This is a genomic window from Allobosea sp. NPDC055353, from assembly GCF_053644975.1.
Genome location: NZ_JBSHMC010000002.1, coordinates 18,316 through 44,114 on the forward strand (window position 1 = coordinate 18,316; position 25,799 = coordinate 44,114).

At 67.6% G+C, this 25,799-nt stretch carries 19 protein-coding genes and 1 tRNA gene; 11 read left to right on the top strand and 9 right to left on the bottom strand.

Translation table 11 applies throughout. The annotated features are described in order from the left end of the window. Positions 1 to 12: 12 nt before the first annotated feature. The 3 genes from tssB to ACWIEX_RS13345 all read right to left on the bottom strand — a co-directional run bounded on the left by tssB (position 13) and on the right by ACWIEX_RS13345 (position 2,817). A complete protein-coding gene (gene tssB, locus ACWIEX_RS13335) occupies positions 13 to 543 on the bottom strand; it encodes a type VI secretion system contractile sheath small subunit (protein WP_454033527.1) in 531 nt (176 codons plus the stop codon). Positions 544 to 665: 122 nt separating this feature from the next. Next, a complete protein-coding gene (locus tag ACWIEX_RS13340; RefSeq protein WP_454033528.1) occupies positions 666 to 2,087 on the bottom strand; it encodes a type VI secretion system protein TssA in 1,422 nt (473 codons plus the stop codon). Between the two features lie 172 nt (positions 2,088 to 2,259). Further along, positions 2,260 to 2,817, bottom strand: a complete 558-nt coding sequence (locus ACWIEX_RS13345; protein ID WP_454033529.1) for an OmpA family protein — start codon at positions 2,815 to 2,817, stop codon at positions 2,260 to 2,262. 117 nt (positions 2,818 to 2,934) lie between these two features. Here ACWIEX_RS13345 and ACWIEX_RS13350 point away from each other — a divergent pair, with 117 nt between their 5' ends. From ACWIEX_RS13350 to tagH, 3 genes are all read left to right on the top strand, one after another. Then, positions 2,935 to 4,794 carry a type VI secretion system Vgr family protein gene (locus ACWIEX_RS13350; RefSeq protein ID WP_454033530.1) on the top strand — a complete coding sequence of 620 codons (1,860 nt, stop codon included), beginning with the start codon at positions 2,935 to 2,937 and terminating at the stop codon, positions 4,792 to 4,794. 38 nt (positions 4,795 to 4,832) lie between these two features. Next, positions 4,833 to 5,381: a DUF6931 family protein gene (locus ACWIEX_RS13355; protein ID WP_306222963.1), complete on the top strand. Its 549-nt coding sequence runs from the start codon at positions 4,833 to 4,835 to the stop codon at positions 5,379 to 5,381. 131 nt (positions 5,382 to 5,512) lie between these two features. After that, the gene (gene tagH, locus ACWIEX_RS13360; RefSeq protein ID WP_454033531.1) at positions 5,513 to 6,889 is read left to right on the top strand and encodes a type VI secretion system-associated FHA domain protein TagH; all 1,377 of its coding nucleotides are present in this window, start codon (positions 5,513 to 5,515) and stop codon (positions 6,887 to 6,889) included. Positions 6,890 to 7,005: 116 nt separating this feature from the next. On the opposite strand, the gene ACWIEX_RS13365 is transcribed toward tagH, so the two are convergent. The 3 genes from ACWIEX_RS13365 to ACWIEX_RS13375 all read right to left on the bottom strand — a co-directional run bounded on the left by ACWIEX_RS13365 (position 7,006) and on the right by ACWIEX_RS13375 (position 8,780). After that, positions 7,006 to 7,359 carry a RidA family protein gene (locus tag ACWIEX_RS13365; RefSeq protein ID WP_336812475.1) on the bottom strand — a complete coding sequence of 118 codons (354 nt, stop codon included), beginning with the start codon at positions 7,357 to 7,359 and terminating at the stop codon, positions 7,006 to 7,008. A 61-nt stretch (positions 7,360 to 7,420) separates the two neighbouring features. Next, positions 7,421 to 8,203: a hypothetical protein gene (locus ACWIEX_RS13370; RefSeq protein ID WP_454033532.1), complete on the bottom strand. Its 783-nt coding sequence runs from the start codon at positions 8,201 to 8,203 to the stop codon at positions 7,421 to 7,423. Positions 8,204 to 8,270: 67 nt separating this feature from the next. After that, positions 8,271 to 8,780, bottom strand: a complete 510-nt coding sequence (locus tag ACWIEX_RS13375) for a PAAR domain-containing protein (RefSeq protein ID WP_454033533.1) — start codon at positions 8,778 to 8,780, stop codon at positions 8,271 to 8,273. A gap of 179 nt (positions 8,781 to 8,959) precedes the next feature. Here ACWIEX_RS13375 and tssK point away from each other — a divergent pair, with 179 nt between their 5' ends. From tssK to ACWIEX_RS13405, 6 genes are read left to right on the top strand one after another with little or no spacing between them, the layout of a single operon-like run. After that, entirely contained in the window at positions 8,960 to 10,297 is a 1,338-nt protein-coding gene (gene tssK, locus ACWIEX_RS13380) for a type VI secretion system baseplate subunit TssK (protein WP_454033534.1), read from the top strand. Next, the gene (gene tssL, locus ACWIEX_RS13385; protein WP_454033535.1) at positions 10,294 to 11,742 is read left to right on the top strand and encodes a type VI secretion system protein TssL, long form; all 1,449 of its coding nucleotides are present in this window, start codon (positions 10,294 to 10,296) and stop codon (positions 11,740 to 11,742) included. The genes tssK and tssL overlap by 4 nt, the downstream gene beginning before the upstream one ends. A gap of 11 nt (positions 11,743 to 11,753) precedes the next feature. After that, complete coding sequence (tssM, locus tag ACWIEX_RS13390) at positions 11,754 to 15,389, top strand: type VI secretion system membrane subunit TssM (RefSeq protein WP_454033536.1); 3,636 nt, start codon at positions 11,754 to 11,756, stop codon at positions 15,387 to 15,389. Between the two features lie 3 nt (positions 15,390 to 15,392). Continuing rightward, the gene (gene tagF, locus ACWIEX_RS13395; protein ID WP_454033537.1) at positions 15,393 to 16,100 is read left to right on the top strand and encodes a type VI secretion system-associated protein TagF; all 708 of its coding nucleotides are present in this window, start codon (positions 15,393 to 15,395) and stop codon (positions 16,098 to 16,100) included. Positions 16,101 to 16,110: 10 nt separating this feature from the next. Beyond that, positions 16,111 to 16,905 carry a PP2C family protein-serine/threonine phosphatase gene (locus tag ACWIEX_RS13400; RefSeq protein ID WP_454033538.1) on the top strand — a complete coding sequence of 265 codons (795 nt, stop codon included), beginning with the start codon at positions 16,111 to 16,113 and terminating at the stop codon, positions 16,903 to 16,905. Then, positions 16,902 to 19,055, top strand: coding sequence for a serine/threonine-protein kinase (locus tag ACWIEX_RS13405; protein WP_454033539.1), 2,154 nt, complete (start codon positions 16,902 to 16,904; stop codon positions 19,053 to 19,055). The genes ACWIEX_RS13400 and ACWIEX_RS13405 overlap by 4 nt, the downstream gene beginning before the upstream one ends. A gap of 232 nt (positions 19,056 to 19,287) precedes the next feature. On the opposite strand, the gene ACWIEX_RS13410 is transcribed toward ACWIEX_RS13405, so the two are convergent. The 3 genes from ACWIEX_RS13410 to ACWIEX_RS13420 all read right to left on the bottom strand — a co-directional run bounded on the left by ACWIEX_RS13410 (position 19,288) and on the right by ACWIEX_RS13420 (position 23,045). Continuing rightward, positions 19,288 to 19,566, bottom strand: a complete 279-nt coding sequence (locus ACWIEX_RS13410; RefSeq protein WP_061967191.1) for a hypothetical protein — start codon at positions 19,564 to 19,566, stop codon at positions 19,288 to 19,290. A gap of 66 nt (positions 19,567 to 19,632) precedes the next feature. Continuing rightward, on the bottom strand, positions 19,633 to 21,423 hold the full coding sequence (locus tag ACWIEX_RS13415; RefSeq protein ID WP_454033540.1) for a transglycosylase SLT domain-containing protein: 1,791 nt from the start codon (positions 21,421 to 21,423) through the stop codon (positions 19,633 to 19,635). A 65-nt stretch (positions 21,424 to 21,488) separates the two neighbouring features. Then, entirely contained in the window at positions 21,489 to 23,045 is a 1,557-nt protein-coding gene (locus ACWIEX_RS13420; RefSeq protein WP_454033541.1) for a methyltransferase domain-containing protein, read from the bottom strand. Positions 23,046 to 23,419: 374 nt separating this feature from the next. Here ACWIEX_RS13420 and ACWIEX_RS13425 point away from each other — a divergent pair, with 374 nt between their 5' ends. Next, positions 23,420 to 25,591, top strand: a complete 2,172-nt coding sequence (locus tag ACWIEX_RS13425) for a caspase family protein (protein ID WP_454033542.1) — start codon at positions 23,420 to 23,422, stop codon at positions 25,589 to 25,591. Between the two features lie 62 nt (positions 25,592 to 25,653). Next, positions 25,654 to 25,727 (top strand) — tRNA-Gly (locus tag ACWIEX_RS13430). The last annotated feature ends 72 nt before the right edge of the window (positions 25,728 to 25,799 follow it).

Genomic DNA, 25,799 nt, shown 5'->3' on the forward strand with positions numbered 1-25,799 from the left:
CGCGCCCTGCCCTCAGTTCGCCGTCTTGTCTTCCGAAGGCTCGCCCTTGCCGAGCTGGTCCTTCAGCGCCGCCATCAGCTGGGGATCGGCCAGCAGCGCCTTGATCTGGTCGCTGGCGGCCATCTTGCCGTCCATGTAGCGCAGCAGGTTGGCGAGCTGCTCACGCGCCTCCAGGAGCTTCGCCGTCGCCGGGATCTGGCGGGCGATGGCTGCCGGGCTGAAATCCTCGAACTTCGAGAACTTCAGCGCCACCGAGAGCTTCTCGCTGCTGTCCTCGCCGAGCTTGTTGGCCACGTTGAAGGACACGGCCGGCTCGATCGCGGCCATGCGCTGATCGAAATTGTCCATGTCGAAGTCGAGGAACTTGCGCTGCGAGATCTCGGGCTTCTCGATTGCCGAGGCGTTGCCCGAGAGATCGGCCATCACACCCATGACGAAAGGCAGCTCGACCTTCTGCTCCGCGTTGTAGGGATCCTCGTAGGTGATATGCACCCGAGGCGGCCTGTTGCGGCGGATGAACTTCTGTCCAGAATCTCCGGCCATGTGACGTGCCCCTCTGCATTCGTGCCACGCCGACGTAACGTGACATCCTATCCGTTTTCGCCCGTCATCGATATAGTCTCGCGACCGTGACGGGAGGTTCAAGGCAATGACGAAAAACTTCCCTAGCTGTCAGCCTCCGGAACCGGCACGACATCTGGCAGGATGCTACCGAGAAGCGACATGAAATCATGCTGCGCCAGAGCACAGGCCTTGTCCATCAGGAGCGGCGTCGGGTGCGAGGGCTCGACCTGGCGGTAGAAGGCGGCGACCGCCTTCATCGCGCCAACCGCATCCGCGCGGCTGCCGATCACGATCGCGGACGGCGCCGGGCTCGGCGCGGCGGCGACCTCGGCCGCCTCCGTCACGCTTTCCCCGTCATCACCGGCCTCGGAAACGTCCTCATCGGCTTCGGCATCGCTGTCGTAGCCGCCCCCCGCTTCGTACTCGCTCTCCGCCTCGGCGCCGTCCGGCACCGGCAGGCGCTCCAGCGGCAACCGGAACCGGCGCTGGTCGCCGATCTCGAAGACCGCCTTGTCGACCTGGTCGGGGAACATGATCTGGATGACCTCGATCAACGACTTTCCGATCAGCTGCTGCGCCTGCCCGATCAGCAGGACGGCCGGGCTCGAAGGCTCGGTTCTGCGAAAGTAGCCGAGGCAGGCTCCCAGCGTATCCTCCACATGAAGGATGCTCGAAACGGCTCCAGGACCGAAGGTTGCGGTGTTTGCTGCCGACCCCTGCGGGCCGGCCGCCACGGGCTCCGGCCCCGATGCCTGATGGCCCGGGACACGCCGCACGACCGCGGCGTCGAGAAAGGCGGCGATCTGGTCCAGCAGCGTCGCCAGGCGCGGAAAGCCGAGGGGATGATCGACACCGACCTTCTCCAGCCAGATCGTCCGCAGGCGCGTGAGCGCGTCGCGCCCGGCATTCACCTGGCCGAGAATCGCGACGAGGTCATCGGCCTCGACCTCGCCCAGCACCGCCTGGATCGTTCCGGCATCGGGATGCTGCTCGCCCTCGACGAGCTTCGTCTCGCCGCTCGCGACGAGCTGGCTGCGGAACATGAACGGACCGATCCGCCGGCTGACGAAAAGCGGCGCGTGCTGCAGCGGCAGCACCACCGTCGCCAGTTCGTCGAGCCCCTGCAGGGCGACCTCGCGCATCACGAAACCGCCGTCCATCGCCCTGGGATGCACCTCCTCCCAGTAGTTGCCGAGGAGATCGGCCATGGCTGACAGGCTGGCGGTGAACCCCGGTACGTCGCGGTTGAGGATCGTGAGCTTGGCCGCGAGCACGAGGATCCTGAGGTCGCGCGACCGCTCCAGCAGCTTGCCGAGCTCGGCAAAGGCCGGCGGAAACTCGATACTCGTCCGATCGAAGGCGACCTGCCGCCCGTCATCGTCGCGGCGGAAATACGAGACCGGCAACGCGACCTCGAGCCGCGCCGTGGCGTTCATGAAATCGGGATCGTCTTCGAGATCCGGCCCGCAGGGCTCGTCGGCCGAAACCGGTTTCGTCAGGTCGGCGAAATTCAGACCCGCCATCGCTTTCCCCGCGAGAGCATCTCCGCGCTTCCCCGAAGCGCCGGAATGCTCCAGATCTTTATTTTATCGCATTTTCTTCACGCGAACCGGCATCCACTTCGCTCGAAAATGCGCTCACAGGAGCGGCGGCCCGGTCACGGCCGGGGTCGCCGCGGCCGCTTGTCGTCGTGCTTCACTCGGTCCGCAGGCGCGTCTCGACCCGGCGGTTGTCGCCGGACAAGGGATCGGCCGCGATGGGCTTGCTCTGCCCGTAGCCCTTGGCCACCAGCTTGGCGGCATTGACCCCGTGCCCGCCGAGATAGCGGACGACGGCCTGCGCGCGGCGCTGCGACAGGTTGAGATTGTAGGAGGCACTGCCGGCGGCGTCGGTATGTCCCTCGACCATGAAGGTCCGCTGCGAGAGCTGCGGCGTCTTCAGCGCCTTGGCGAACTCGTCGAGATTGAGCTTGGCTTCGGGCTCCAGCTCGTCGGAATTGTATTTGAATTTCACCACGAGATCGAAGGCGCTGACCGGCCTGGCCGGCTCGACCACCTGCCCGGCCCTGGCGCATTCGGCTTCCGTGCCGACGCACAGCCCCCGCGAGATGCCGGGCTTGGGAGCGATGCCCGGCCCGAAATGCTTGACGATGTCGTCCGCCTTGTAGGTCTGCGCCCCGGCCCCGTTCGCCATGGTGAGAACCATAGCGCCGGTCAGAGCGACAAAGACAGTGAAGCCGGGCTGCTTGCGCATGGGAACACTCCCGCTGAGTTTCGCCGTCTGGCAGATAAGGACTTAGGGATGGAAGGATGACTCCAGAAATCACCTACGTCAAGATAAAAATAAAACGCGAATCGAAAGGTTCAGTTGATGCCTTCTGCTCTTGGGCAAGATAAAAGAACTGCGTCTTTCTCAACGCCGACGGGAAAAGACGAATTTACACTTATCAAGTTCGAAGCCAGCGAGGCTTTGAGCGAATTGTTCACTTATAATATCGAAACGGTCAGCAAGACCGACAACGCTGACCTGCAAAGCATCATGAGCGAGAAATGCTCGGTCAAATTCACGCTCAAGAACAAGAGCGAGCGTGTGCTGAACGGCACGCTGGTCGATGCGCAATGGCTCGGCAAGCAGGACGATCTCTACATCTATCGCTTCACGCTCAAGCCGTGGCTCTGGCTGCTTTCGCAGCGGGCGGATTGCCGGATCTTCAAGAACAAGACCGCCCTCGACATCATCAAGGAGATTTTCAAGAAGGAAGGCTCGGCGAGCTTCGACGATCGCACCAGCGAGGCGCTCCAGCCGATCGACTATTGCGTCCAGTATCGCGAGACCGACCTCGATTTCGTGCTGCGGCTGATGGAGCAGTACGGCATCTACTACTATTTCAAGCACAGCGACGGCGACCACAAGCTGGTGCTCTGCGATTCCCGCTCCGCCCATGACCAGGTCCAGGCGGCGGCCGAGCCGAGCTTCCAGGGCGATGCCTCGGCTTACGCCTTCGTTCCGCAGGGCAGCCGCTTCCCGCGCAGCGCCGTCGAGCATCTGACGAGCTGGTCGACGATCCGCCGCCTGCGCACCGGCAAGTTCGAACTCAAGGACTATGATTTCGAGAAATCCGAATCCGATCTCACCGCCCGTGCCGAGGAAGGCTTCCCCAAGGCCAAGTCCTACGAGGCCTACGACTACCCGGCCGCCTACACCAAGCGCGACCAGGGCGAGCATTTCGCCCGCGTGATGGCGCAGGCCGAGCAGGCGCAGGACGAACGCCGCTATGCCGGCGGCGATGCTGCGAGCCTCTATCCAGGCGCGCTGATGAAGCTCTCCGACCACCCGACCGGCGCCGAGAACAGCGAATATGTCGTGGTCCGCGCGACCCATGCCTTCGGCATTCAGAGCTATCGCTCGTCGGGGCGCCGGGACGAGGCGCTCTATCACGGCTCCTACGAGCTCCAGAAAAGCGACAAGCGCTTCCGCGCGCCGATCGTGACGCCCCGCCCCACCGTCTACGGGCCGCATACCGCCAAGGTCGTCGGCGAGAAGAACAAGGGCGAGGAAGGCGATATCGACGTCGACGAATACGGCCGGATCTGGCTGCGCTTCCATTGGGACCGGGAGGATGGCTCGACCTCCTGCCGCACCCGCGTCGCGCAGATGTGGGCCGGCAAGGGCTGGGGCGGGCAGGTCATCCCGCGCATCGGCCAGGAGGTGATCGTCGAATATATCGAGGGCAACCCGGACCTGCCGCTGGTCGTCGGCGCCGTCGTCAACGACCAGCACAAGCCGCCCTATGAACTGCCGGCGAACAAGACGCAGTCCGGCCTCAAGTCGGAATCGACCGATGGAGCCGGATTCTCCGACACCTATAACGAGATCAAGTTCGAGGACCGCAAGGATCAGGAGGTCCTGGAGATCCGGACCGAGAAGGACCACAAGATCACGGTCAACAACATCGAGACCCGCGATATCGGCGAGCGCTACGACGGCGGCGGCTATTCGCGCGAGACCACGCTGAAGAAAGGCGACGACAAGCTCGACGTCCAGAACGGCAAGCTCGACATCGAAGCGCTCCGGGAGATCAATCTCAAGGTCGGCGAGAGCACGATCAAGATGACGCCCGGCAGCATCGAGATCAAATCGCCGAAGATCACGATCCATAGCCAGGCGCTGACGGAGGTGAAGAGCGATGGCATCCTCACCATCAAGGCGTCGATGGTGAACATCAACTGACCACGTAGACCGATAGCGACAGAACGGCCGGAGCCTCCATGTCACGCCTGCGCTTCAGCACCGCCCGCGAAGTGTTCGAGACCTACCCCGCGGCCCATCAGGCCGTGACGATGGCGCCGACCACCGAGCCGCCGCTGGCCTTCCTCGGTCGCCTCGTCAGGGGTCCGGCACCGATGGAAGCGGCCGGCTTCTGCGCCTTTCTCCTGCCCCGGCGCGAAACGGTCTGGTGGGCGCTGCAGGCTGTGCGCGCGACGCAGCCGCCCGGCACGCAGGACCCGGGCCTCGATGCCGCAGAAGCCTGGGTGCGCGAGCCCGGCGACAAGACACGGTTCGCGGCGCTGCGGCTGGCTCAGGTCGGCGACAGCGCAAGGCCTGGTACCTTCGTCGCCTGGGCAGCCGGCTATTCCGGCGGCAGCATGTCGGAGAGCCACCCGATCCCGACACCGCCGGACCTTACCGCCAAGATGGCCCGCATCGCGGTGCTCAACGCGATCAACCGCCTGCCGGCGCGCGAGCGCGACGGTGCATTGCGCGCCTGCGTCGAAGCATGCATTCGTTTGGCTGAAGACGATGCCGGCAAGCGCTGATCCGCCAGAGCATTTTCAAGCGAAGTGGACACCGGTTCGCGTGAAGAAAATGCGACAAGCCAAAGACCTGGATCATCGGGCCGAATATCATATTCGGCCCGATGATCTAAGGCCGTAACGGGACGTCCGCGATGGCGCTGACACTGACGATCGAGAATGAAACCTCGCTGCCCGATGGCGGCCCGCTCAGCGTGACCGCCGGCGGCGGACGCGGCCTCGATATCGGCCGCGACCAGCATCTCGACTGGGCCCTGCCCGATCCCTCGCGCGCCGTCTCCGGGCGCCATTGCGAGATCCGCTTCCGCGACGGCGGCTGGTGGCTGCGCGACATCTCGACCAACGGCACCTTCGTCAATGGCGGCGAGCATCGCGTCCAGTCGCCGTATCGGCTCCAGAACGGCGACCGGCTGGAGATCGGCCATTACCTGATCGCCGTCGCCATCGACGAGGAGGCCGGGCAGGTCTCCGAAACGGCCGCCCCGCCGCCGCCCTATGCCGCGCAACCGGACGCGCTCTGGGCGCCGAGCGAGGAAGCCGCTCCCCCGATTCCGCGCCGCGACCTGATGCCGCCGAACCATGCCCGGCCGGTCCATGCCGGCTTCATCGACTGGGCAACCGACATCCCGGTGCCGAGCGCCGAACCGTCAGCGCCGCCTGCGCAGGATTGGACGCCGCCCGCCGCGCGGACCGACGATTTCGCCTGGGCGCCACTCCAGCCGTCCCCCGCACCGGCGCAGGAGCCGGTGGTGGCGATGCCGACCCCGCGCCGGCCTCCGGCAAGCAGCGCTGCGGGCGCCAACCCCTGGGATGAGCCCGTCGAGGATTCGGTTCTGCCCGAGATGCCGGCCGAGCCGCGTCCGGCGCCCGCCTTCACGCCGCCCCCCGCCCCGGCCGAGCCCCCGGCGCAGCCGGGCGCACCCGCACCGATCTCGATGGGCGAGTTCATGCAGCGCTTCGCCAAGGGGGCCGGCGTCTCCCCGCAGGCGCTGGCGACGCAGGACCCCGGCGCCTTCGCCGAGCAACTCGGCGGCCTGATGCGCCTGATCGCCGAGGAGCTGAAAGGCCTGCTCGCCGCCCGTGCCGAGAGCAAGCGCATCGCCCGCAGCACCAGCCAGACGATGATCCAAGCACAGGACAACAACCCGCTGAAATTCTCGCCGACGGTCGACGACGCCCTGCAACTGATCTTCGGCCAGCCGCGCAGCGGCTATCTCGATGCCAGGCGCGCCTTCGACGAGAGCTTTCGCGATCTCAAGGCCCACCAGATCAAGACCTACTCGGCCATGCAGCACGCGCTGAAGATGCTGGTCGAGGATCTCGACCCGCAGGCGATCACCGAGGCGACCGCGCAGGACGGTGGCCTTGGCGGCCTGATCGGCTCGCGCAAGGCCAAGATGTGGGAGGCCTATGTCGCCCGCTGGGACGCCAAGACCGCCCCTTACGAGAACGGCCTCGTCGACGCCTTCATGATCTATTTCGCCGAGTGCTACGACCGCGGCGGGAAGTGACGGGCCCCGCCGTCATGCTCGCCCTTGTGGCGAGCATCCACGTCTTGAACACGAGCTTCGACCCGCGAAGACGTAGATGATCGGGACAAGCCCGACCATGACGCAATCGGAGCGAGCTACCCCTTCGCAGCCACCGCCGTGATCTCGATGGCGTAACCGGGCGAGGCGAGTTTCGCCTCGACGGTCGCCCGCGCCGGAGAATGGCCCTTGGCCACCCACTTGTCCCAGACCGCGTTCATCTCGCCGATCTTGCTGATATCGGTGAGGAAGATCTGGACGCTGAGGATGCGCTCCTTGCGGCTGCCGGCCTGCGCCAAGGTGTCTTCCAGCAACGCCAGAACCTCTTCGGTCTGCTCGGTGAGCGAAGCGCCCTCGGTCTTCTCGGCGACATGGCCGGCGAGGAAGATGATGCCGTTGAAGATGGCGGCGTCGCAGTAGCGGGCGGCCAGTCCGATCCGTTCGATGGTCATGGGCTTTGCGTCCTGTCGCGGGAGGGAGGGTTCTCCCGCTTGGCCCGCCCGCCCCGCTCGGTCAAGCCGGCGGCAGAGTCAGGATCTCGCGGATCGCGCGCAACTCGAGCTGGCGCGGTGGATCGTCCATCGCGACCTTGTAGTAGCCGAGGATGCTGAGCTGCTCGTAGGTCGCCCAGATCGAGTCGTCCTCGAAGGCGGCCATCCGCTCCTCGAAATTCAGGATCATGCCGTATTCCATGCCGACACCGCGCTCGATCGGGGGCGGGGTCGGCTTGCTGCGCTTCTGCGCCTCGGCTGCAGCGAAGGCGGCAAGCGCCCCCGGCTGCCAGACCTGCTCATAGGCCGCGACGATATCGGCCGAAGGTTCGCCCTTGCTGGTCAGCACCCGGCGGCAGGCATCGGCGAAGGCATCGGTCAGCCCGTTCGCCTCGGCAGCGGAATCGGCCTTGTTGTAGTCGGCCCGCAGCGGCTCGACATAGCCGAAGAGGTTTTCGAGCTGCCGCGCGGACGGCCCTGCCAGGAACAGCCAGGGAAACGCGCCGTCGATCGAGATTTGGCCGGGCAGCAGATGCGCCGCCTGCTCGCCATCGTCGGCCCGGAAGAACTGGCGCACCGCCGCCGTGCAGCTCACGTTCGGTACGGGCAGGATCGGGCGCTTGCGCCGCGCGGGATCACGGATCAGCGCCATGAAGCAGAGCGCCTCCGCGACGCGCCCGTTGCGGGCGAGGCCATGGTTCTTCGCCCGCCGCTGATCCGAGGACAGGCGCTGCACCATCTTGTGGCGGAAGCGCTCGCTTTTCGCTTCTGCCCGGTCCGGGACCGTCCGCCTACCCTTCGCCATCGCACCCCGCAGCGAGAAAACGATTCCGTTTCAGCGGCTTCCGCCGCATCCTTGAATCAATCTGCGATCAGCCGCCGATGATCACGGTCGGCAGCCCCATCATGATCTTGTTGGGCGGCCCCAGCGCCTCGAGGACCGTGTCGCCCATCCGGCAGGCCGGCAGGTTGTTGATCAGCACGGTCTGCGAACCGTCGATGACGACCCCCGGGCCATGCGTCGGCAGCGGCGCCGGGCCGAGCGGTGTCAGGCAGATATGGATATCGGCGCCGCCTGCCGCGCCTGTGATCATCGAGCCCATGCTGGCAGCGGCCGTGTTCTTGGCGGTTTCCTCGGCGGCGATGGCGGCCGGCGCTCCCGGCGTCCCGGCGGCGGCCACGGTGGCGGCCTGAGCCGCCTGCAGCGCCGCGTCGGAGGTCGCCTTGGCGGCCTGGATCGCGGCTGCCGCCGCGGCGGGCACGCCGCGCCAGGCCAGCATGCCGCCGATGATCACATTGGTGCTGCCCGGGCCGGGCTGGAGCATGCCCGGCAGCGGATGCAGCACCGGATCCATGACGCGTGCGGCCGGTCCCTTGGGCATGCGGGCCTCCCCTGCTCGAACGGATTCGTACTTCCGAGCACTGCCGTGAAAATCGCTCCGCCGCATCCTTCAAGTCAATGACGGCGGCACGCGCGCGAAGCGCTAGCATTCGTTTGGTGACGCTTGGGTAGGACCCGTAGTAAGCTCGCCCAGCCTGCCTTCGAGTGAGCGAGACCGGAATGTCGTGGTACAGCAAGGTCGTCTGGTCGGAAGGACTGTTTCTCAGGCCGCACCATTTCCAGCAGAGCGACCGCTATCTCGAGAACCTGCTGGAAAGCCGCGTCAGGACCATCTCGCCCTATCCATGGGGCTTCTCGGTGCTGGAGATCGACCGCGACCTCGCCCAGCAGAGCCGTATCGGCCTGCGCCGCGCCGTCGGCGTGATGCCGGACGGCACGCCTTTCGCCCTGCCTGACAACAGCCCCCTGCCCGCCGCGATCGAGGTGCCGGAGAATGCCGCCGGCCAGATCGTCTGGCTCTCGCTGCCGCTTGCCGCCGCCAATACGCGGGAGGTCGAGGACACGCTGAACGGCTCGGCCAGCCGCTATGTCCCCGCCAACGAAATGCTGATCGATTCCACCGCCTCGCTGCGGACGGAAGAAGAGATCGACGTCGCCCATCCGCGCCTGACGCTGGAGCTGCGCAAGACCTCGAAGGCCGGCTATGTCGGCCTGGCGCTCGGCCGCATCCTCGAAGTGCGCGACCGCGCCATCCTGTTCGACGAGAAATTCGCTCCGCCGGTGCTGATCTGCTCGGCCTATCCGGTGATCGAGGGTTGGCTCGACCGCGTCATCGGCTGGATCGACAACAAGCTGGAGGAACTCGCCCGCTACGCTGCCGATCCGACGGCCGGCGGCGGCCTGCAGAGCGCCGACTATTTCGTGCTCCAGCTCCTCAACCGCAGCATCCCCGTGCTGAAGCACATGCGCCGCTCACGCTTCGTCCATCCCGAGCGGCTGTTCTCGACTTTCCTCGCACTGGCCGGCGAACTTGCGACCTTCACCACGGCCGAGCGCCGCGCCCGCGACTATCCGGCCTATGACCACGACGACCTGGAGAACTGCTTCGCGCCGGTCGTGCGCGACATCCAGGACTTCCTCTCGGCCAATCTCGGTCGCCGGGCGATCCGGCTGGAGATCGTCGAGCGCGCACAGAACGCCTTCATGTCGACGATCCGCGACCGCAGCCTCGTGCGCAACGCCACGCTGGTGCTGGAAGTGGCGGCGCGCCGCCCACTCACCGAGATCCAGGCGCAGTTCCCGCAGCTCTTCAAGATCGGCCCCAATACCAAGATGAACGAGATCGTCCATGCCCATCTGCCGGGCATCAATCTCGTCCACCTGCCGACGCCGCCGCCGCAGATCCGCGCACTCACGGATCATGTATACTTCTATCTCGACCGCACCTCGCCGCTCTGGCCGGAATTCTCGACGGCGAGTTCGATCGGCATGCATTTTTCCGGTGACTGGCCCGATCTCGAACTCGAGCTCTGGGCCGTTCTGGAGGGCAGGCGATGAGCGATCCGGGTTCGCCTTCAGATCCGTTCGGCCGCTCCGAACGAACGATCATCAGGCCGAACCCGGGCGGGCGCCGCGCGTCCCTGCCATCCGCTCCCGCCGCGCCGGCACCGGCCACGCCGCAGGCGCCCCAGCCCTATCAGCCGCCGCAGGTGCCCTCGCCCGGCGTACCCGGCACCGGCGACGAATGGATGTCTCAAGCTGCGCCGATCCCGCAGCGCCAACAGGCCCCGCCGCCTCCAGCCGTTGGCGGCCAGTCCCTGCCGCGCCGCGACCGGCTCCTGACCCCGAACGCCAACCCGCTGCTGCGTGCGGCCGGCCCGCTCCTGCTCCTGCTCGGACGGATGCGCGCGAATCTTTCCAACGCGCCCTTCGCCCAGCTTCTCGGCCAGGTCGGCGAGACGATCGAGGCCTTCGAGCATGAGGTCCGCGCCGCCGGCGTCTCGGCCGAGACGGCGCAGACCGCGAAATACGTCATCGCCGCCACCGCCGACGATATCGTCCAGAACATCCCCGGCGACGACCGCCATGTCTGGACGCAGTACAGCATGCTCTCGCGCTTCTTCGGCGAGCGCATCGGCGGCGTCCGCTTCTTCGAGATGCTCGACAAGGCCAAGGCCGATCCGTCGGTCAATTACGACCTGCTCGAACTGATGCATGCCTGCCTGGCGCTCGGCTTCCAGGGCATCCACCGCACCTCGGCCGGCGGCGCCAACAATCTCCAGACGATCCAGCGCAACCTGTTCGAGACCCTGCGCCGGGTGAAGCAGCCCGACCCTGAGCTCTCCCCGCGCTGGCGCGGGCAGGCGATCGCGCAGGCCGCCGCCGGCTTCAAGGTGCCGGTCTGGTCGGTCGCGGCGATCGCAGCCGTCGCCCTGCTCGGCGTCTATTTCGTCTTCCGCGCCCTGCTCGCCGGCAACGCCGAGGCAGCCTCGACCGCCCTGCTCTCGGTGCACCCGAAGGGCGAGATCGGCATCATGCGCAAGGTCTTCGCGGCCCCGCCGCCGCCGCCCCCGCCGCCGGCTCAGCCGCCCAAGGTCTGCGCCGCGGTGCAGCCGCCGATCGTCTGCCTGGTGACACCCAACGTCGTCATCATCCGCCTCGTCGGCATCACCCTGTTCGAGCCGGGCCAGGCGGGCGTGCGTACGGAATTTCAGCCGCTGATCGAGCGCATCGCCGCCGTGCTGGAGCAGGAGGGCGGCGCGATCAAGGTCGTCGGCCATAGCGATAACGTGCCGATCCGCACCGCCCGCTTCCCGTCGAACCTCGTCTTGTCGCAGGCCCGCGCCAAGGCCGTCGGCGACGTGCTCAAGACCAAGCTCAGCAAGCCCGACCGGATCACCACCGAGGGCAAGGGCGCCGACGCCCCGATCGCGCCCAACAACACCGCCGACGGACGCGCCCAGAACCGGCGCGTCGAGATCCTGATCCAGCGCCAAAACTAGGAGGCAAGACGATGAATCTCGCCACCTGGCTTCGCATCGCGGCCATCCTGATCGGCGCGCTTGCGCTCGCCGCGCTGATCTGGTTCGGCGGCCCCTTCGTCGCCTTCGGCGATGTCAGGCCGTTCGAGTCGCTCTGGGTCCGTCTGCCCATCGCCGTGCTGCTCCTCGTCGGAGCGTTCGTCTGGATCGGCTTCATCGTCATCCGCCGCCGCAAGGCGACCGCAGCCCTTACCGAGGCGCTGGAGAAGGAGGAGACGACTGGCGACGGCGCCACCCTCTCCAGCGCGATGAAGGATGCGCTGGCGACGCTGAAGAGCGCGCGCGGCAAGGGCGGCGACTATCTCTACGATCTGCCCTGGTACGTCATCATCGGCCCGCCCGGTGCCGGCAAGACCACGGCGCTGGTCAATTCCGGGCTGAAATTCCCGCTGGCGCGCGGCGCAACGCCGGCAGCCGTCGCCGGCTCCGGCGGCACGCGCTATTGCGACTGGTGGTTCGCCGAGGACGCGGTGCTGATCGACACCGCCGGCCGCTACACCACGCAGGACACCGACACCAAAGCCGAGAAGTCGAGCTGGTTTGCCTTCCTCGACCTGCTCAAGACCAACCGCCCGCGCCAGCCGATCAACGGCGTGCTCGTCGCGATCAGCGTCGAGGATCTGCTGACCTCCTCCCCTGAGGAGATCGCCGCCCATGCCGATGCGATCCGCGCCCGCCTGCTCGAACTGCACGAGCGCCTGAAGGTCGATTTCCCGGTCTATGCCGTCTTCACCAAGGCCGACCTGATCGCCGGCTTCAACGAGTTCTTCGGCCAATTGACCGAGCCGCAGCGGCGCATGGTCTGGGGCCACACCTTCCAGACCGCCGACAAGACCCGCAACATGATCGGCGACGTGCCGCCGGAATATGACGCGCTGATCGAGCGGCTGAACGAACGCCTGCCGGACCGGCTCCAGGACGAGCACAACCCGACCGCGCGCGCCCAGATCTTCGGCTTCCCGAGCCAGATGGCGACGCTGAAGCGCTCCATCGTCGATTTCCTCACGCGCGTCTTCGAGCCGACGCGCTACCACGCCAATGCGACGCTGCGCGGCTTCTACTTCACCTCGGGCACGCAGGAAGGCACCCCGATCGACCAGCTCATCGGCGCGCTCTCGCGCAATTTCGGCTCGGACCATGCCGGCGCGGCCTCCTTCTCCGGCAAGGGCAAGAGCTATTTCCTGACCGAGTTGGTCCAGAAGGTCGTGATCGGCGAATCCGGCTGGGTCTCGACCGATCTCGGCGCCGCTCGCCGCACGACGGCTTTGCGCATCGCCGGCTTCGCCACGGTCGCGCTGCTCTCGCTCGCCGCGCTCGGCCTGTGGTGGACGAGTTTTTCGCGCAACAGCGACCTGATCACCGCAACCAATTACGGCCTCTCGGATTATCGCAGCGCCGCAGCGCCCGTGCTGCAGGAAACCACGATCTCCGACCGAAATTTCAGCCGCGTCCTGCCCCTCCTGCACAAGCTCCGCAACATGCCGGCGGGCTATGCGACGAAATCCGAGCCGACGCCGACGCTCGCGACCTTCGGCTTGAGCCAGCGCGATCGTCTGCAGAACGCGACCGAGATCACCTATCAGCAGGCGCTGGAGCGGATGCTGCGCTCGCGCATCATCTTCCGGCTGGAGGAGCAGCTTGAGGCCAACGCCAATAATCCCGGCTTCGTCTACGAGGCGCTGAAGGTCTACATGATGGTCGGCGGCCAGGCGAAGCTGGACCGCGAGCTCGTCACCTCCTGGATGCGGCTCGACTGGGCCGAGAACCTCTTCCCCGGCCCGGCCAACGCCAAGGGGCGCGAGGCACTGGAAGAACACCTCGCCGCCATGCTCGATCTCGACGAGGGCACGGGCGAACCGATCGTCAAGCTCAACCAGTCGCTGATCGAGCAGAGCCAGCGCACGCTGCGCCGCCTCAGCATCGCCGAGCGCGCCTACGAACTGCTGCGCACGCAATCCCGCAGCGAGAGTGTCAAGGACTGGGTCGTCTCGCAGCGCGGCGGCTCCGATGTCCGCCTCGTGTTCGAGGGCGTTACCGGCGAGGATCTCGACCAGATCCGCGTGCCCTATTTTTACACCTATGACGGCTTCCAGGACGCCTTCATCGCCAAGCTCGGCGATATCGGCGACCAGATCGAGCGCGAGCGCTGGGTCCTCGGCGAGAACCTCGACCAGCAGGCGATCACGGCCCAGTACGCCACGCTCTTTCCTGACCTGATGAAGCTCTACAGCCGCGACTATATCGCGAGCTGGCAGCGCATGCTGAAGCGCCTGAAGCTCCGGCCGCTTAACGCCGACAAGCCGCGCTATGTCGCGCTCAGCGCCATCAGCGCCGCGACCTCGCCCTTCAAGCAGGTGCTGGAATCCCTGCGCGACGAGACGCAGCTCACCAAGGAACGCCCCGACGCGAAGAAGGCCGTCGCCCAGGCCGCGGCGCAGGCCGCCGCCGATACGCTCGCCCGGCGCGCCAGCAATGCGCTGAGCCGTCTCGGCGCCAATCTCCCGCTCGCGGCCCCCGGCGTCGACCGCATCCTCGCAGGCGGCGGTGCCGATACCGCCCTCGGCGCCGATATCGAGAGCCAGTTCAAGCCCTTCCACGTCCTCGTCGACGGCGATCTCGGCCGCCGGCCGGTGGACCAGCTCCTCCAGACTTTCGCGGAGATCAACCAGAACCTCGCCACGGCCGCGACGAATCCGGCCCAGTCGGCGGCGGCCAATGCCGCGCTCGTACCGCTGATCGCCACGCTGCGCGCCAATTCCTCGCGCTATCCCGCGCCCTTCGACGGCATGGTGATCCAGGCGGTCAACGATTTCGAGGGCGACGCGACCGGAGCGACGGTCGCCCTGCTGCGGCAGGCGCTGGCCGAGCAGGTCACGCGCGTCTGCACCGAGGTGATGAACAATCGCTACCCCTTTACCAAGGGCAGCACCCGCGACGTGCCGCTCGCCGATTTCGCCCGGCTCTTCGCGCCCGGCCAGATCATGGACAAGTTCTACAAGGAGCGGCTGGAGCCCTTCGTCGACACCTCCAAGCCGCAATGGGGCTGGCGCGTCGACAGCCGCGTGGCGCGCGCGCTCTCGCCGACGACGCTGCGCGAGTTCCAGCGCGCCAGCGAGATCAAGGACGCCTTCTTCCCGACCGGCGGTAACCTGCCCTCTTTCCAGATGGTGGTGACGCCGACCGCCCTCTCCGCCGATGCCGCCAATGCCAAGCTGGAGATCAACGGCTTCACCGTGACCAGCCAGCAGGGTGTCAACACGCCGACACCGGTGATGTGGCCGGGCGGCGGCGTCGGCAAGACGGCGGTGACGCTGACGCTTGGTGGAAGCAGCAACGCTTCCGGCGGCATGTTCAGCGGCGGCTTCTTCTCCTCCGGCCAGCAGGGCGGCGGCGCGCAGGGCGGCGAAGCCAAGCTTTTCGAAAAGGAGGGCACCTGGTCCTTCTTCCGCCTGCTCGATGCCGGCTCGGTGCTGAAGCAGGGCGACAATGTCGGCTTCAACCTGAATGCCGGCGGCCGGCAGGTTGGCTATTCCTTCGGCGTCGGCTCGCTCAAGAACCCGCTCATCCTGCCGGCGCTGCGGGAAATCCGCTGCCCTACCGGGATCTGAGCCTTGAGCTGCGGCCTCTTCGGCAAGCTGCCGGCCAAGCGCGACTTCATCGCGCTGAACGCCCCCTCCGGCTTCCTCGCGGTTTACGAGAAATGGCTGCAGGGCGGCCTGACCGCGAGCCGGCTGGAACTCGGCAATCGCTGGCAGGAGGCCTATCTCAACGCCCCGATCTGGCGCTTCTGGCTCGGCGGCGCCCATGGCGGGCAGACGGTTGCGGGCGCCTTCATGCCTTCGGTCGACGGCGTCGGCCGCTATTTCCCGCTGACGGTCTTCGCGGCCGCCGGTCCGGGCGCCGCGATCCCGCCGCCGGAGCTCGACCCGCAGGACATTTGGTTCGAGGCGATCGAGGATTTCCTGCTGCAGGCGCTGGAACCGCAGGCGAGCTTTGAGGACGTCGCGCAACGCCTCACCGCCCTGCCCGTCCCCAACGACCATCACCTTGCCGCCCCGCCGCAGGACATGGTCCGCCTCGCCGACGGCACCATCGTCAGCGCCGCGATCGCCTCCGGCTTCCCGGAGCCGCTGGCGGCCTTGCGCGTCGAGGACCACGCGCGGTCCTATGCCCATGCGTGCTATCTCTGGACGGTGGGCGGCGCGAACTTCGAACCGCTGGCGCTAACCGGCCACGCCCTGCCCGATCCCTATCTCTTCGCCGGCCTGCTCACCGGCCGTTTCGACGGCCATCTCGCGCCCGAGCGCGCCGGATCATGAGGGCGATGCCATGAACGACGCCCGGCGCCAGAATCCGGATTTCGAGACCGGCTGCATCAGCCACACCGGCAAGGTCCGCAAGGCCAACGAGGACAATTTCATCCTGCGCCCGGAAATCGGCCTCTGGGCCGTTGCCGACGGCATGGGCGGGCATGAGAACGGTGCGCTCGCCAGCGCGACCGTGGTCGCGGCGCTGGAGGCGGTCGGTGCCGCCGGCTCGGCGCCCGACCTGCTCGCCATGCTCGAAGCCGGTGTGCTCAAGGCCAATGACGATTTGCGCGAAGAGATCGGCCGCCGCGGCGCGACCATGGGCGCGACGCTGGTCTGCCTGCTGATCCATCAGCGCCATTTCGCCTGCCTCTGGTCCGGCGACAGCCGCATCTACCTCGTTCGCAGCGGCCGCATCGCACAGGTCTCGCGCGATCACACCGAGGTCCAGGACATGGTCGATCGCGGCCTCCTCACCACCGAGGAGGCGAAGCGCTCGCCGCGCCGGCACATCATCACCCATGCGATCGGCGTCCACGACACACCGGAACTCGACCTCGAAAACGGCGAGATCGCTGATGGCGACGTCTTCCTGCTCTGCTCGGATGGACTGACCGAGCATGTCGCCGATGCCGAGATGCTGGCCGCCATCGAAGCCGGCGGCGCGCAGGAGGCCTGCGACGCGCTGCTGGCGCTGACGCTGGAGCGCGGCGCGCGCGACAACGTTACCGTCGTCATCGTACGCTATCGACAGGGGGCAAGCGAAAGGACACGCTGGATGCCGAACCGGTCCGTGCGAGGAGGACATACGCCATGAGCGACGACTCCGAACGCACCGTCTTCGTGCCCCGCGCCAATGCCCGCCTCGGCACGAAGCTCAACGGCATCTACGAGATCGAGAGCCTGATCGCCGTCGGTGGCATGGGCGAGGTCTACAAGGGCCGCGCCATCCAGACCGGCGACGCCGTGGCGATCAAGATGATCCGCCCCGACATGGCCCGTGATGACGCCGTGCTCGCCCTGTTCCGGCGCGAGGCGGCAGCCCTGCACAACCTCTACAACGAGGCCATCGTCCGCTATTACGTCTTCGCCATCGATCCGGTGAGCGAGACGCCCTATCTCGCGATGGAATTCGTCGACGGCCAGCCGCTCTCCGAGCGCATCCAGCAAGGCCCGCTCAGCGTCGAGGAAGCCGACATCCTGCGCCAGCGCGTGGGCCCAGGCCTGCATGCCGCGCACCGGCTCGGCATCATCCATCGCGACATCTCGCCCGACAACATCATCCTGCCCGGCGGGGATCCCTCCCGTGCCAAGATCATCGATTTCGGTATCGCCCGCTCCAGCATCCTCGGCGAGGGCACGGTGATCGGTTCCGGCTTCGCCGGGAAATACAACTATGTCTCGCCCGAGCAGCTCGGCCTCTTTGGTGGCGAGGTCAGCGGTCGCTCGGACATGTATTCCTTCGCACTGGTGCTGGCGCAGGCCTTGACCGGACGCGCCATCGACATGGGCGGCTCCCAGGTCGACATCATCGACAAGCGCCGCCGCCTGCCTGATCTTTCGGCGGTCGACGCCCGGATTCGCCCTCTGCTGGCCCGGATGCTCGCGCCCGATCCGAAGGACCGCCCCGCCGACATGGCCGAGGTCGCAGCCTGGCAGGCACCGCCATCGGGCAAGAAGGCCGCGGGCAAGGCCCCGGCCGGCAAGGCGGCGCCGGACAAATCGGGGCGCTCACCCCTGCCGCTCGTCGCCGGTATCGCTGCGCTCGCACTGCTGGCCGGCGGCGGCTTCTACGCCTGGACGACGCTCGGCGGTGGCCAGGCGACCCGTATCGCGACCAATGAACCGCCACTGCTCGCGGAGCAGCCCTCGACCAGCGCGCCTGCAACGGCAGCGAACGCACCGCCGGCCCTGACCGAGGCCCCCGCGGCACAGCCACCGGCGACGAGCGCCCCGCCCGCGCTCACGGAAGCACCGGCCCAGCCGGCCGCGCCTGCAACGCCGCCTCCAGTCGCCGAAAGGCCCACCGCTTCACAGAACCCGCCTGCGCCGCCCCCGGCAGCACAGCCTCCGGTCGCGCAACCGCAAACGCCTCCGCCTCAGACGCCGCGGCCGCAGCGGCCTCCATCCGGCTCCTCAGGTTCGCAGGTCGCCGTCAATGTCGAGCCGCCCCAGCCGGCACCGGCACGCCCTCCTGCGCCCGAGCCCGCCAAGCCGCCTCCGGCCGTCGAGGTGAAGCCGCCGGAGCCGCCGCCCGTCGCCGTCGTCATTCCGACGCCTCCGGCCATCCCGAGCGTTGCGCCTCCGCAGCCGCAGGCCACCGCGATCGTCCCGGAGCCCGAGCCACGCACCCCGGCCGAGCGGATCGAGCGCTATGTCCGCGACTATGACGGCGGCTCCTGCTTCTTCCTCTGGCCGCTGGAGATCGGCGACCGCAAGGCGACGCTCGAAGGCTTCGGCAGTTCGTCCGCGCCCTTCGTCACCTTCGACGGCGCCTTCAAGGCTTCGCAGGGCTTCGAGGCGCAGATTCATTTGCGGCCGATGACCGAGGCTCAATGTCCGATGGTCGACTTCCTGCGCCGGCCCGGCGTCGGCATCGACCGCAGCCCACGAGTTCAGATCGGCGCCTTCAACATGAAGAGCGGCGAGATCCTCAACGGCTCGGTCGAGGCCGGCGGCGGCCAGAATCTCGACGTCGTGCTGATCGGCGACGACGGCCTCGTCTACAACCTCGCGAGCTTCATGAAGCGCGACGGCGGCAAGGTGACCTTCAACCTCAAGCTCGAATCGACAGGCGGCGCAGCCCGTCCGCAGACCGTGCTGGCGCTGGTCACCAAGGAGGCGTTGCCGGCGCTGTCAGGGCCTAATCCGTCGCCCGCGAGCGAGTTCTTCGCCAATCTCAAGCTCGACCTCGCCCGCCAGAGCGGCAAGCTGGGGTTGGGGGTCAAGTATTTCCGGATCGAGTGAGGCATCGGCCGGCGCTATCGCACCTGACCGCAGCGGCTTGCGGCGCCACCTTTGTCATTCCGGGGCTTCGCGGAGCGAAGAACCCGGAACCCACGACGGAGTGAGACATCCGATGCCCAGCCGCGGGCGGTGCGCCCCGTCGTGGGTTCCGGGTTCGCGCCTGCGGCACGCCCCGGAATGACAAGGGTGGAGGAGATGGTGGGGTCAGACCCGAGCGCGACGGCCTGCCCCCTCAATCCTCCCGATAAAGCACACCCCATTCGTCCTGCCAGATCCCGGCCTTGTCCTCGACCACGATCGGCGCCTGGATCTCGTTGGCGAGGCGGATCGCGGTGCGGAAGGCATCCTTCGCCGCCAGTTCGTCGCTGACGAAGTCGTTGACCAGATGCCCGCCGGCGAGATCGGCCGGACAGAGCACATGCCCGAAGGCCTCCCCGCCGCGCTCCGACAGCCTCAGCGTGATCGCGTCGGTCGGCGGTTCGTCGACCTGCTCGAAACGGTTGGCCGGCATGGGTCTTCTCCTTTCGCTGCTCTCGGAGAGCGGTTACCGCGAGCGGGCGCGCGCGGCATCAACAGGTCATTTTTTCGGTTGCGGCCGGGCGATGCCCCCGCCCCCGCCGGGCCTGACCGCGCTGTAGCGGTCGAGCCTGATCTTGATCATGTCATTGAACTTCTTGTGGACCTCGGAGACGGTGAGCACCTTCGTCTCGCCGCCGGAACCTCCGTAGAAGATCGGCCGGTTGGCCTGTGCCGGCCGGGGCAGCAGCTCGGCCGCCTTGACGCCGGGCTGCTCCTCCATCGTCTCGATGAAGGTCTGCGCCGCATCGGGGCCGAGGAAGTGGATGAGGTAGATCTCGCCGCCGGTGAGATGGCGCCCAAGCGCCCGTTCCAGCCTGAGCGTGTCGCGCTTCAGCATCTCGGCTGCGAGCAGCGCCGAGATATAGGGCTCGCGCCGCATGTCGAGGATACGCTGGCGCTGAGAGCCGTCGGTCACGACGAATTGCCGGCCTGACCTGCCGATCAGCTTCACGTCGGCGGCGAGCCCGTGCTTCGCCCCGAATTCGTAGATCACGCCAAGCCAGGTCTGCTCGATGAACTGGTAGAGCCCGGTCGCCGAGGAGGTCTGCGCCTTCACCGCCGTCGAGAACGAGGATTCCTTGTCGGCAACGGCCATCAGCAGGGTCGGATCGGCGCCGACCACCTTGCTTGCGCGCACGATCAGATCGACGAGATGGCGGCGGATCTTGATCGGCCCGAAGATCAGCACCTGATCGGGGTCGCCGCTGGAGATCTGCGGCGGCGGCTGCGGCGCGCCGGTGGCTGAGACCGGCCCCGGCGGCGGCCCGCTCTGCATCTTCGGCGGCACCAGCAGGATGTTGGACGGCAATTGCAACTGGTTGACCGGAACCTGCTGCGTCGGCGCCTCCTCTTGCGGCTTGATCGCCGCCAGCGACGGATCATTGTCGAGGGCGAACTGGGCCGCCTGCCGCGCGCCCTCCAAATCCTGCTCGACCGAGGACAGGATCAGCGAAGGCCGGGCCGGCGCAGCCTTCAGCGACGGGGCCTCGACGGCCGCGATCTCGATCCCGCGCTCCGGCTCCGGCCGCTCCTGCTGCTGGAGCCGCGCATAGGCCAGCCCGAGCACAGCCGCGGTCACACAGGCAGCGCCGGCTGCCACGGCAGCGATCGCCTTGCGCCCGGAAGAGGCTTTCTTCGGCCGGGCACCGGGTGGCTCGGCAACCTCTGCAAGTGTCGCAGATGGGGCTCGCGGAGGAGCCGGTGGAGCGGCGGCGGGCGGTGGAGCGGGAGATCGACCGGAGGCGGCGGCAACCGGCCGTGCCGGAGCCGCGCGCGGCGGCTCCGGCACCGGCGATCGCACGGCAGCGGAGGCGACCGGGGCCAGTGCCGGGCGTGGAGGCGACGGGCTGGCGGCTACCGGCGCCGCGACCGCTTCCGGCTTCCCCGTCACCAGGCTCCGCAGCTTCTCCAGCCAACCCGCGTCGCCTCGCGAGGCGAGCGCAGCCAGATCGTCGGCAAGGCGCTGCGCCGTCACCTGCGGCACGCTCGCCTCGCGCGCGATCGCGCTGACGGCAGCCTTGCCCGGTTGTTCCGACACCGCCTTCAGCGCGTAGAACCAGAACTGCAGCGGCGTACGTCGGCTTTCCAGCGGCGTCCCAGCCGCCGGATGGATCATGTAGTTGCAATGCTGGCAGGCGAAACCGCGCAATTTCGGGCGCGGCTCGAACTGCGCCGGCCGGCCGCAGGCGGGGCAAGCCATGCTCGTTCCGCCATGGCGCAGGCGCATCAGCGCGGCGAGGCAAGCCTCCTCCGGAAACAGCGCCTGGAATTGCCGGAAGCGCTCGCTCATTCCGCTGGCCTGCGCTCCATCGCTCCTGCCGCAAGGTTACCCCTCAGCGGGGCGCTTCACAATCGTCACGCCCGCAGCAGCCCGAGGCGTGCGACATCCTTCAGATGCATCGCCACCTCCTCCGCCGTCGCCCGCTCCGGCAGGCCTGGTACGGCCGCGCCGGCGGCACGGGTCTCGTCGAGGAAGGCGTTCATCGCATCGAGCAGCATGCGCTGGTCACGCGAACCGTCGAGCAGGCTGACGAATTTGCGCACGACGACGCTGTCGAGCTGAACGGTCCGGTGGCGCAGGTCGGTGACCTCGGCCGAACTCGAGGCCTGCCAACGCGCGATCTCGCTGGCTGCCGGTTTCTCGCTGATCGCCGTCGTCAGCGGCGGCGCCTCCAGCCTGATATCGAGAAGCCCCGCCTTGAAGATCGCGATCAGGGCTTCGTCGAGCCGCGCGATCTCACGCGCACGGTCCTGACCGAGCGCATCGGCAGCGTCGCGGCAGGCGCGCTCCACCAGTTCGTCAAAGGCGATGCTCGCCGGCCAGATCGCGCTGAGGATGGCGAGCGCCGCCTTGCCCAGCGGCAGGTCCACGGCCAGTTGCACGCCTTCGTCGAAACTGAAGCGCTGGACACCCGGCTTCGTCTCCTTCTCGGCCGGGGGCGCCAGCCGCGCATTGGCCGCGAGATGATAGGGCTTGAGCGAGCCGGCCCGGACGCCGCGCCTGAGCGGGACATCCGCCCGGCATAGCAGCGTCTCGCGAAAGGCCCGTCCGATCAGCAGGTCGAGCGTCTGCTCGCGCAGCGCCATCTGCTCCAGCGGCATCCGGTCGAGCATCTGCTGGGCCGGCCCCTTGGCGGCTCCGTAGAGGTTGGGGAACGAGGCCTCGGCCAGGAATTGCAGGCCGTGCCGCTCGGCCGATGACAGCACCTCATGCAGCGCGAAGGCGCGTGCGCCGGGGTTGAGATCGTCGTGATAGAGGACGTTGTCGGGCAGTTCGTCGATCTGCTTCAGCCGCTGCCGCAGCGCCGCGCCGTGGAAGCTGTCGGGATCGCTGGCCTCCGCGATCTCCTTCAGGGCGGCGCGGGCGACCCTGACCCGCTCACGCGGGTCCTCGATGTCCTTGACGGCAAACAGCATCACGTCGCGCGCCAGGTCGCGCAGCCGGCAGCCGGGCAGCGCATTGTAGCTGACATAGGCAACGCCCTGCGGTGCCAGCAATTGCCCGAACAGGGCAATGATCCGCTCGCGCACCACATCCGGCACCCAGGAATAGACGCCATGGACGATGATGTAGTCGAAGGTCCCGATCTCCCCGGCCACCGCGAGGATGTCGCGTTGCTCGAAGGCGAGATTGGTGAGGCCCAGCTCCGACGCGTTGGCATGCGCCTGCCGGATCGAGTCGCCGCTGAGGTCGATGCCGAGGAAGTGGCTGCCGGGATATTGCGCGGCCATCGGGATGAGGTTGCCGCCGCGCCCGCAGCCGAGTTCGAGCACGCGCATGGCCGTCGGCAGCGCCGGGTCCATGCCATGGAAATGCGCGATGGTGGCCAACCGCGATGGATGGGTCTGCGAGAAGGAGTGGCCGGGATAGGCCACGGCGTCATAGGGATTGATGGCTGGATCGCTGGTCATGGCCGCTCCCGCCCGGCTCCGTCCCCGTCATTCGAGCCGAAGCGCCGTCCCGGCGCCTCATTCATTTGAAGGAGCGCCATACCTGACATTGAGCCTCCGACGCAGCTCGAACAAGGCCGCCGATACGCTGGCAATTAAGTCACACCAGCGTGATTATACTTCAAAGATCGCTACGGCTGACGCTGCTAACACGAAGCGGATACAGATGAATCCGGCATGGGCTTCGCTTCCGGACCATGGCTTTTCCGTGTCGATTTGATGTTGCTTCAACCCCCGGCTTTCTGGGAATCTCCATCATATGGCGGACGCCCGCTCGAATCGTGGGCGTCAGACAGGTCCAGCGAGTCGTTCTTCTCGCGCGCAGGGGAAGCAGCATGCGGATTCAAGCCCGGGCCTATGCGTATCTCGTCATTGCCCTCGCGGCAGTCTTCGTCACGTTCGGCCTCGGCGCCACACCCGCTCTTGCCCAGAAGCGCTTCGCCTTCGTCATCGGCAATGGCGGCTATGCCAATGTCACGAAGCTTCCCAACGCGCTGAACGACGCCAACGCCACGCGCAGCATGCTGCAGGAAGCCGGCTTCGACATCACGCCTGCGCTCGACCTGTCGCTCGCCGGCCTGCGCAGCGCGCTCGACGTCTTCGTCGACAAGGTGCGCCGGGGCGGTCCCGATGCGACGGCGCTGGTCTATTATGCCGGCCATGCCGTGCAGCTCGACGGCGCCAACTACATCCTGCCGACCGATATCCGCCCGCAGATCGGCACCAATATCGCAGAGCAATCCCTGTCGCTGAGCGACATCCTGCGACGCCTCGACGGGGCCGGCGCCAAGTCCAAGATCGCGATCCTCGACGCCTGCCGCGACAATCCCTTTGCTGGCCGTCAGGTCGCTCGCGGCCTTGCCCTGCAGATCGTCGACGGCGCCAATGAAGGCATCAGCAACGAAGCCGGCCTCGCCCGCATCGATTCCGGCAGCGGCACCTTCGTCGCTTTCGCGACCTCTCCGGGCTCCACCGCCGCGGACGGCACCGGTGCCAACAGCCCCTTCACCACCGCCTTCTTGCGCGAGGCCCGCGAGCCGGGCCTGGCCGTCGAGCAGATCTTCCGGCGCATCCGTCTCGCCGTCTACGATTCCACCAACGGCACCCAGATCCCCTGGGACACGTCTTCGCTGATCACGGAGTTCAGCTTCTTCCAGCGTCCTGCCGGCGCCCCTGCGGCGCAAGCAGCCACGGCCGGCAACATCCCCCTGACGGCGCGCCCGACGCTGGCCTCGCTGCGCGGCATGTCGTCGGCCGACGCCGCCCGCACCGCGATCGCTTGGGACCGCAGCGACATCTATGGCAATGCGCTCGCGATCAATCCCGAAGACCAGAACGCGCTGCGCCTGAATCGCATCCTCGCCCAGCGGACGGATGAGCGGGCCTGGGCCGAGGCCGTGCTCGCCGGCGATGCCGAATCCTTCAGGCTCTACGCCCGGCTCTATCCGGTCTCGGATCACACGGCTGCCGCCCTGCGATTGGCGGCGACTGCGCCGAGCCGCAACCGCGTGCAGGTCGCACAGACCTGCCCGGTCTGCCCGGCCGTCCAGCAGCCCCGCTCGCGCCGTGCCGATTATACGCCGCGCGGCGTCTCCCCCGCGCGGACGGGAATGCCGCGCCGGGCCCCCGTCACCCCGCCGCCGCCTCCGATGGCGCCACAGGCGATGGCGCCCGACCTGCCCGCCCTGTTTCCGGAGCGCCCACGCTGGACCGGCTTCTATGTCGGCGGCTCGCTCGGCGGCGGCCGGCAGAGTGACCGCACGACCGTGGCTGGCCCGTTCGGCAGCCCGACCTTCACGCCACCACCGACGACGACCACGACCACCACCACAACAACAACCACGAACACGACGACCGGCAGCCCGACGTTCCCCACGACCACGACTGTCGTGACGACAACCACCGTTCCGGGCAGCCCGGTGCTCGCGGCCAGCGCGATCAATGCGGCGGCCGTGCCGCGCAGCCTCTCGCCCGACGGCAGCGGCATGGTCGGCGGCGCGCAGTTCGGCTTCAATTATCAGATCGGCGCGGTCGTCATCGGCGCCGAAACCGACTTGTCGGCGACGCGGCTCGGCGGCAGCCAGACGATTTCCGCCAATCCCGGCGGGACCCGCTTCACCACGCGCGCCGAGAACGAGGTCTCGATGCTGGGAACCGTCCGCGCCCGCGCCGGCTTCGTGCTCGGCGATTTCATGATCTATGGCAGCGGCGGCTATGCCTATGGCCTTGTCGACCAGAAGGGCTCGATCACGCCCGACAATCCGGCGACCACCTCCGGCGCCACGGCCTCCCGTTCCGGCATCGCCAGCGGCTGGGCGCTCGGCGGCGGCATCGAATACGCGATCATGCCGGGCATGACGCTCCGGCTCGACTACACGCATTACGATCTCGGCAGCCAGAAGCTGACCTTGCAGGACTACACCGGGTTAGCCCCGACCCAATACGCGACCATGCGTGCTCGTACCGCAGGCGATATCGTCAAAGCCGGCTTCAACTTCGGCTTCTGACGCCGACAACGACGCCGCGCCCCTTGACACTGGTGGGTCCGATGGGGAATTTGGCGCCCGATGCGGGTGTAGCTCAATGGTAGAGCAGCAGCCTTCCAAGCTGAATACCCGGGTTCGATTCCCGGTACCCGCTCCATTTCCCCTGCCAGCCTGAATAACCGGGAGCATTCCCGGCGGCACCGCGCCGCCGGCCGGGCCCGCTGAGGCC

Excerpts from the sequence above, each read along its gene's own strand:
- tssB (WP_454033527.1), bottom strand. The coding sequence starts at position 543 with ATGGCCGGAGATTCTGGACAGAAGTTCATCCGCCGCAACAGGCCGCCT.
- ACWIEX_RS13340 (WP_454033528.1), bottom strand. The coding sequence starts at position 2,087 with ATGGCGGGTCTGAATTTCGCCGACCTGACGAAACCGGTTTCGGCCGAC.
- ACWIEX_RS13345 (WP_454033529.1), bottom strand. The coding sequence starts at position 2,817 with ATGCGCAAGCAGCCCGGCTTCACTGTCTTTGTCGCTCTGACCGGCGCT.
- ACWIEX_RS13350 (WP_454033530.1), top strand. The coding sequence starts at position 2,935 with ATGCCTTCTGCTCTTGGGCAAGATAAAAGAACTGCGTCTTTCTCAACG.
- ACWIEX_RS13355 (WP_306222963.1), top strand. The coding sequence starts at position 4,833 with ATGTCACGCCTGCGCTTCAGCACCGCCCGCGAAGTGTTCGAGACCTAC.
- tagH (WP_454033531.1), top strand. The coding sequence starts at position 5,513 with ATGGCGCTGACACTGACGATCGAGAATGAAACCTCGCTGCCCGATGGC.
- ACWIEX_RS13365 (WP_336812475.1), bottom strand. The coding sequence starts at position 7,359 with ATGACCATCGAACGGATCGGACTGGCCGCCCGCTACTGCGACGCCGCC.
- ACWIEX_RS13370 (WP_454033532.1), bottom strand. The coding sequence starts at position 8,203 with ATGGCGAAGGGTAGGCGGACGGTCCCGGACCGGGCAGAAGCGAAAAGC.
- ACWIEX_RS13375 (WP_454033533.1), bottom strand. The coding sequence starts at position 8,780 with ATGCCCAAGGGACCGGCCGCACGCGTCATGGATCCGGTGCTGCATCCG.
- tssK (WP_454033534.1), top strand. The coding sequence starts at position 8,960 with ATGTCGTGGTACAGCAAGGTCGTCTGGTCGGAAGGACTGTTTCTCAGG.
- tssL (WP_454033535.1), top strand. The coding sequence starts at position 10,294 with ATGAGCGATCCGGGTTCGCCTTCAGATCCGTTCGGCCGCTCCGAACGA.
- tssM (WP_454033536.1), top strand. The coding sequence starts at position 11,754 with ATGAATCTCGCCACCTGGCTTCGCATCGCGGCCATCCTGATCGGCGCG.
- ACWIEX_RS13400 (WP_454033538.1), top strand. The coding sequence starts at position 16,111 with ATGAACGACGCCCGGCGCCAGAATCCGGATTTCGAGACCGGCTGCATC.
- ACWIEX_RS13405 (WP_454033539.1), top strand. The coding sequence starts at position 16,902 with ATGAGCGACGACTCCGAACGCACCGTCTTCGTGCCCCGCGCCAATGCC.
- ACWIEX_RS13410 (WP_061967191.1), bottom strand. The coding sequence starts at position 19,566 with ATGCCGGCCAACCGTTTCGAGCAGGTCGACGAACCGCCGACCGACGCG.
- ACWIEX_RS13415 (WP_454033540.1), bottom strand. The coding sequence starts at position 21,423 with ATGAGCGAGCGCTTCCGGCAATTCCAGGCGCTGTTTCCGGAGGAGGCT.
- ACWIEX_RS13420 (WP_454033541.1), bottom strand. The coding sequence starts at position 23,045 with ATGACCAGCGATCCAGCCATCAATCCCTATGACGCCGTGGCCTATCCC.
- ACWIEX_RS13425 (WP_454033542.1), top strand. The coding sequence starts at position 23,420 with ATGCGGATTCAAGCCCGGGCCTATGCGTATCTCGTCATTGCCCTCGCG.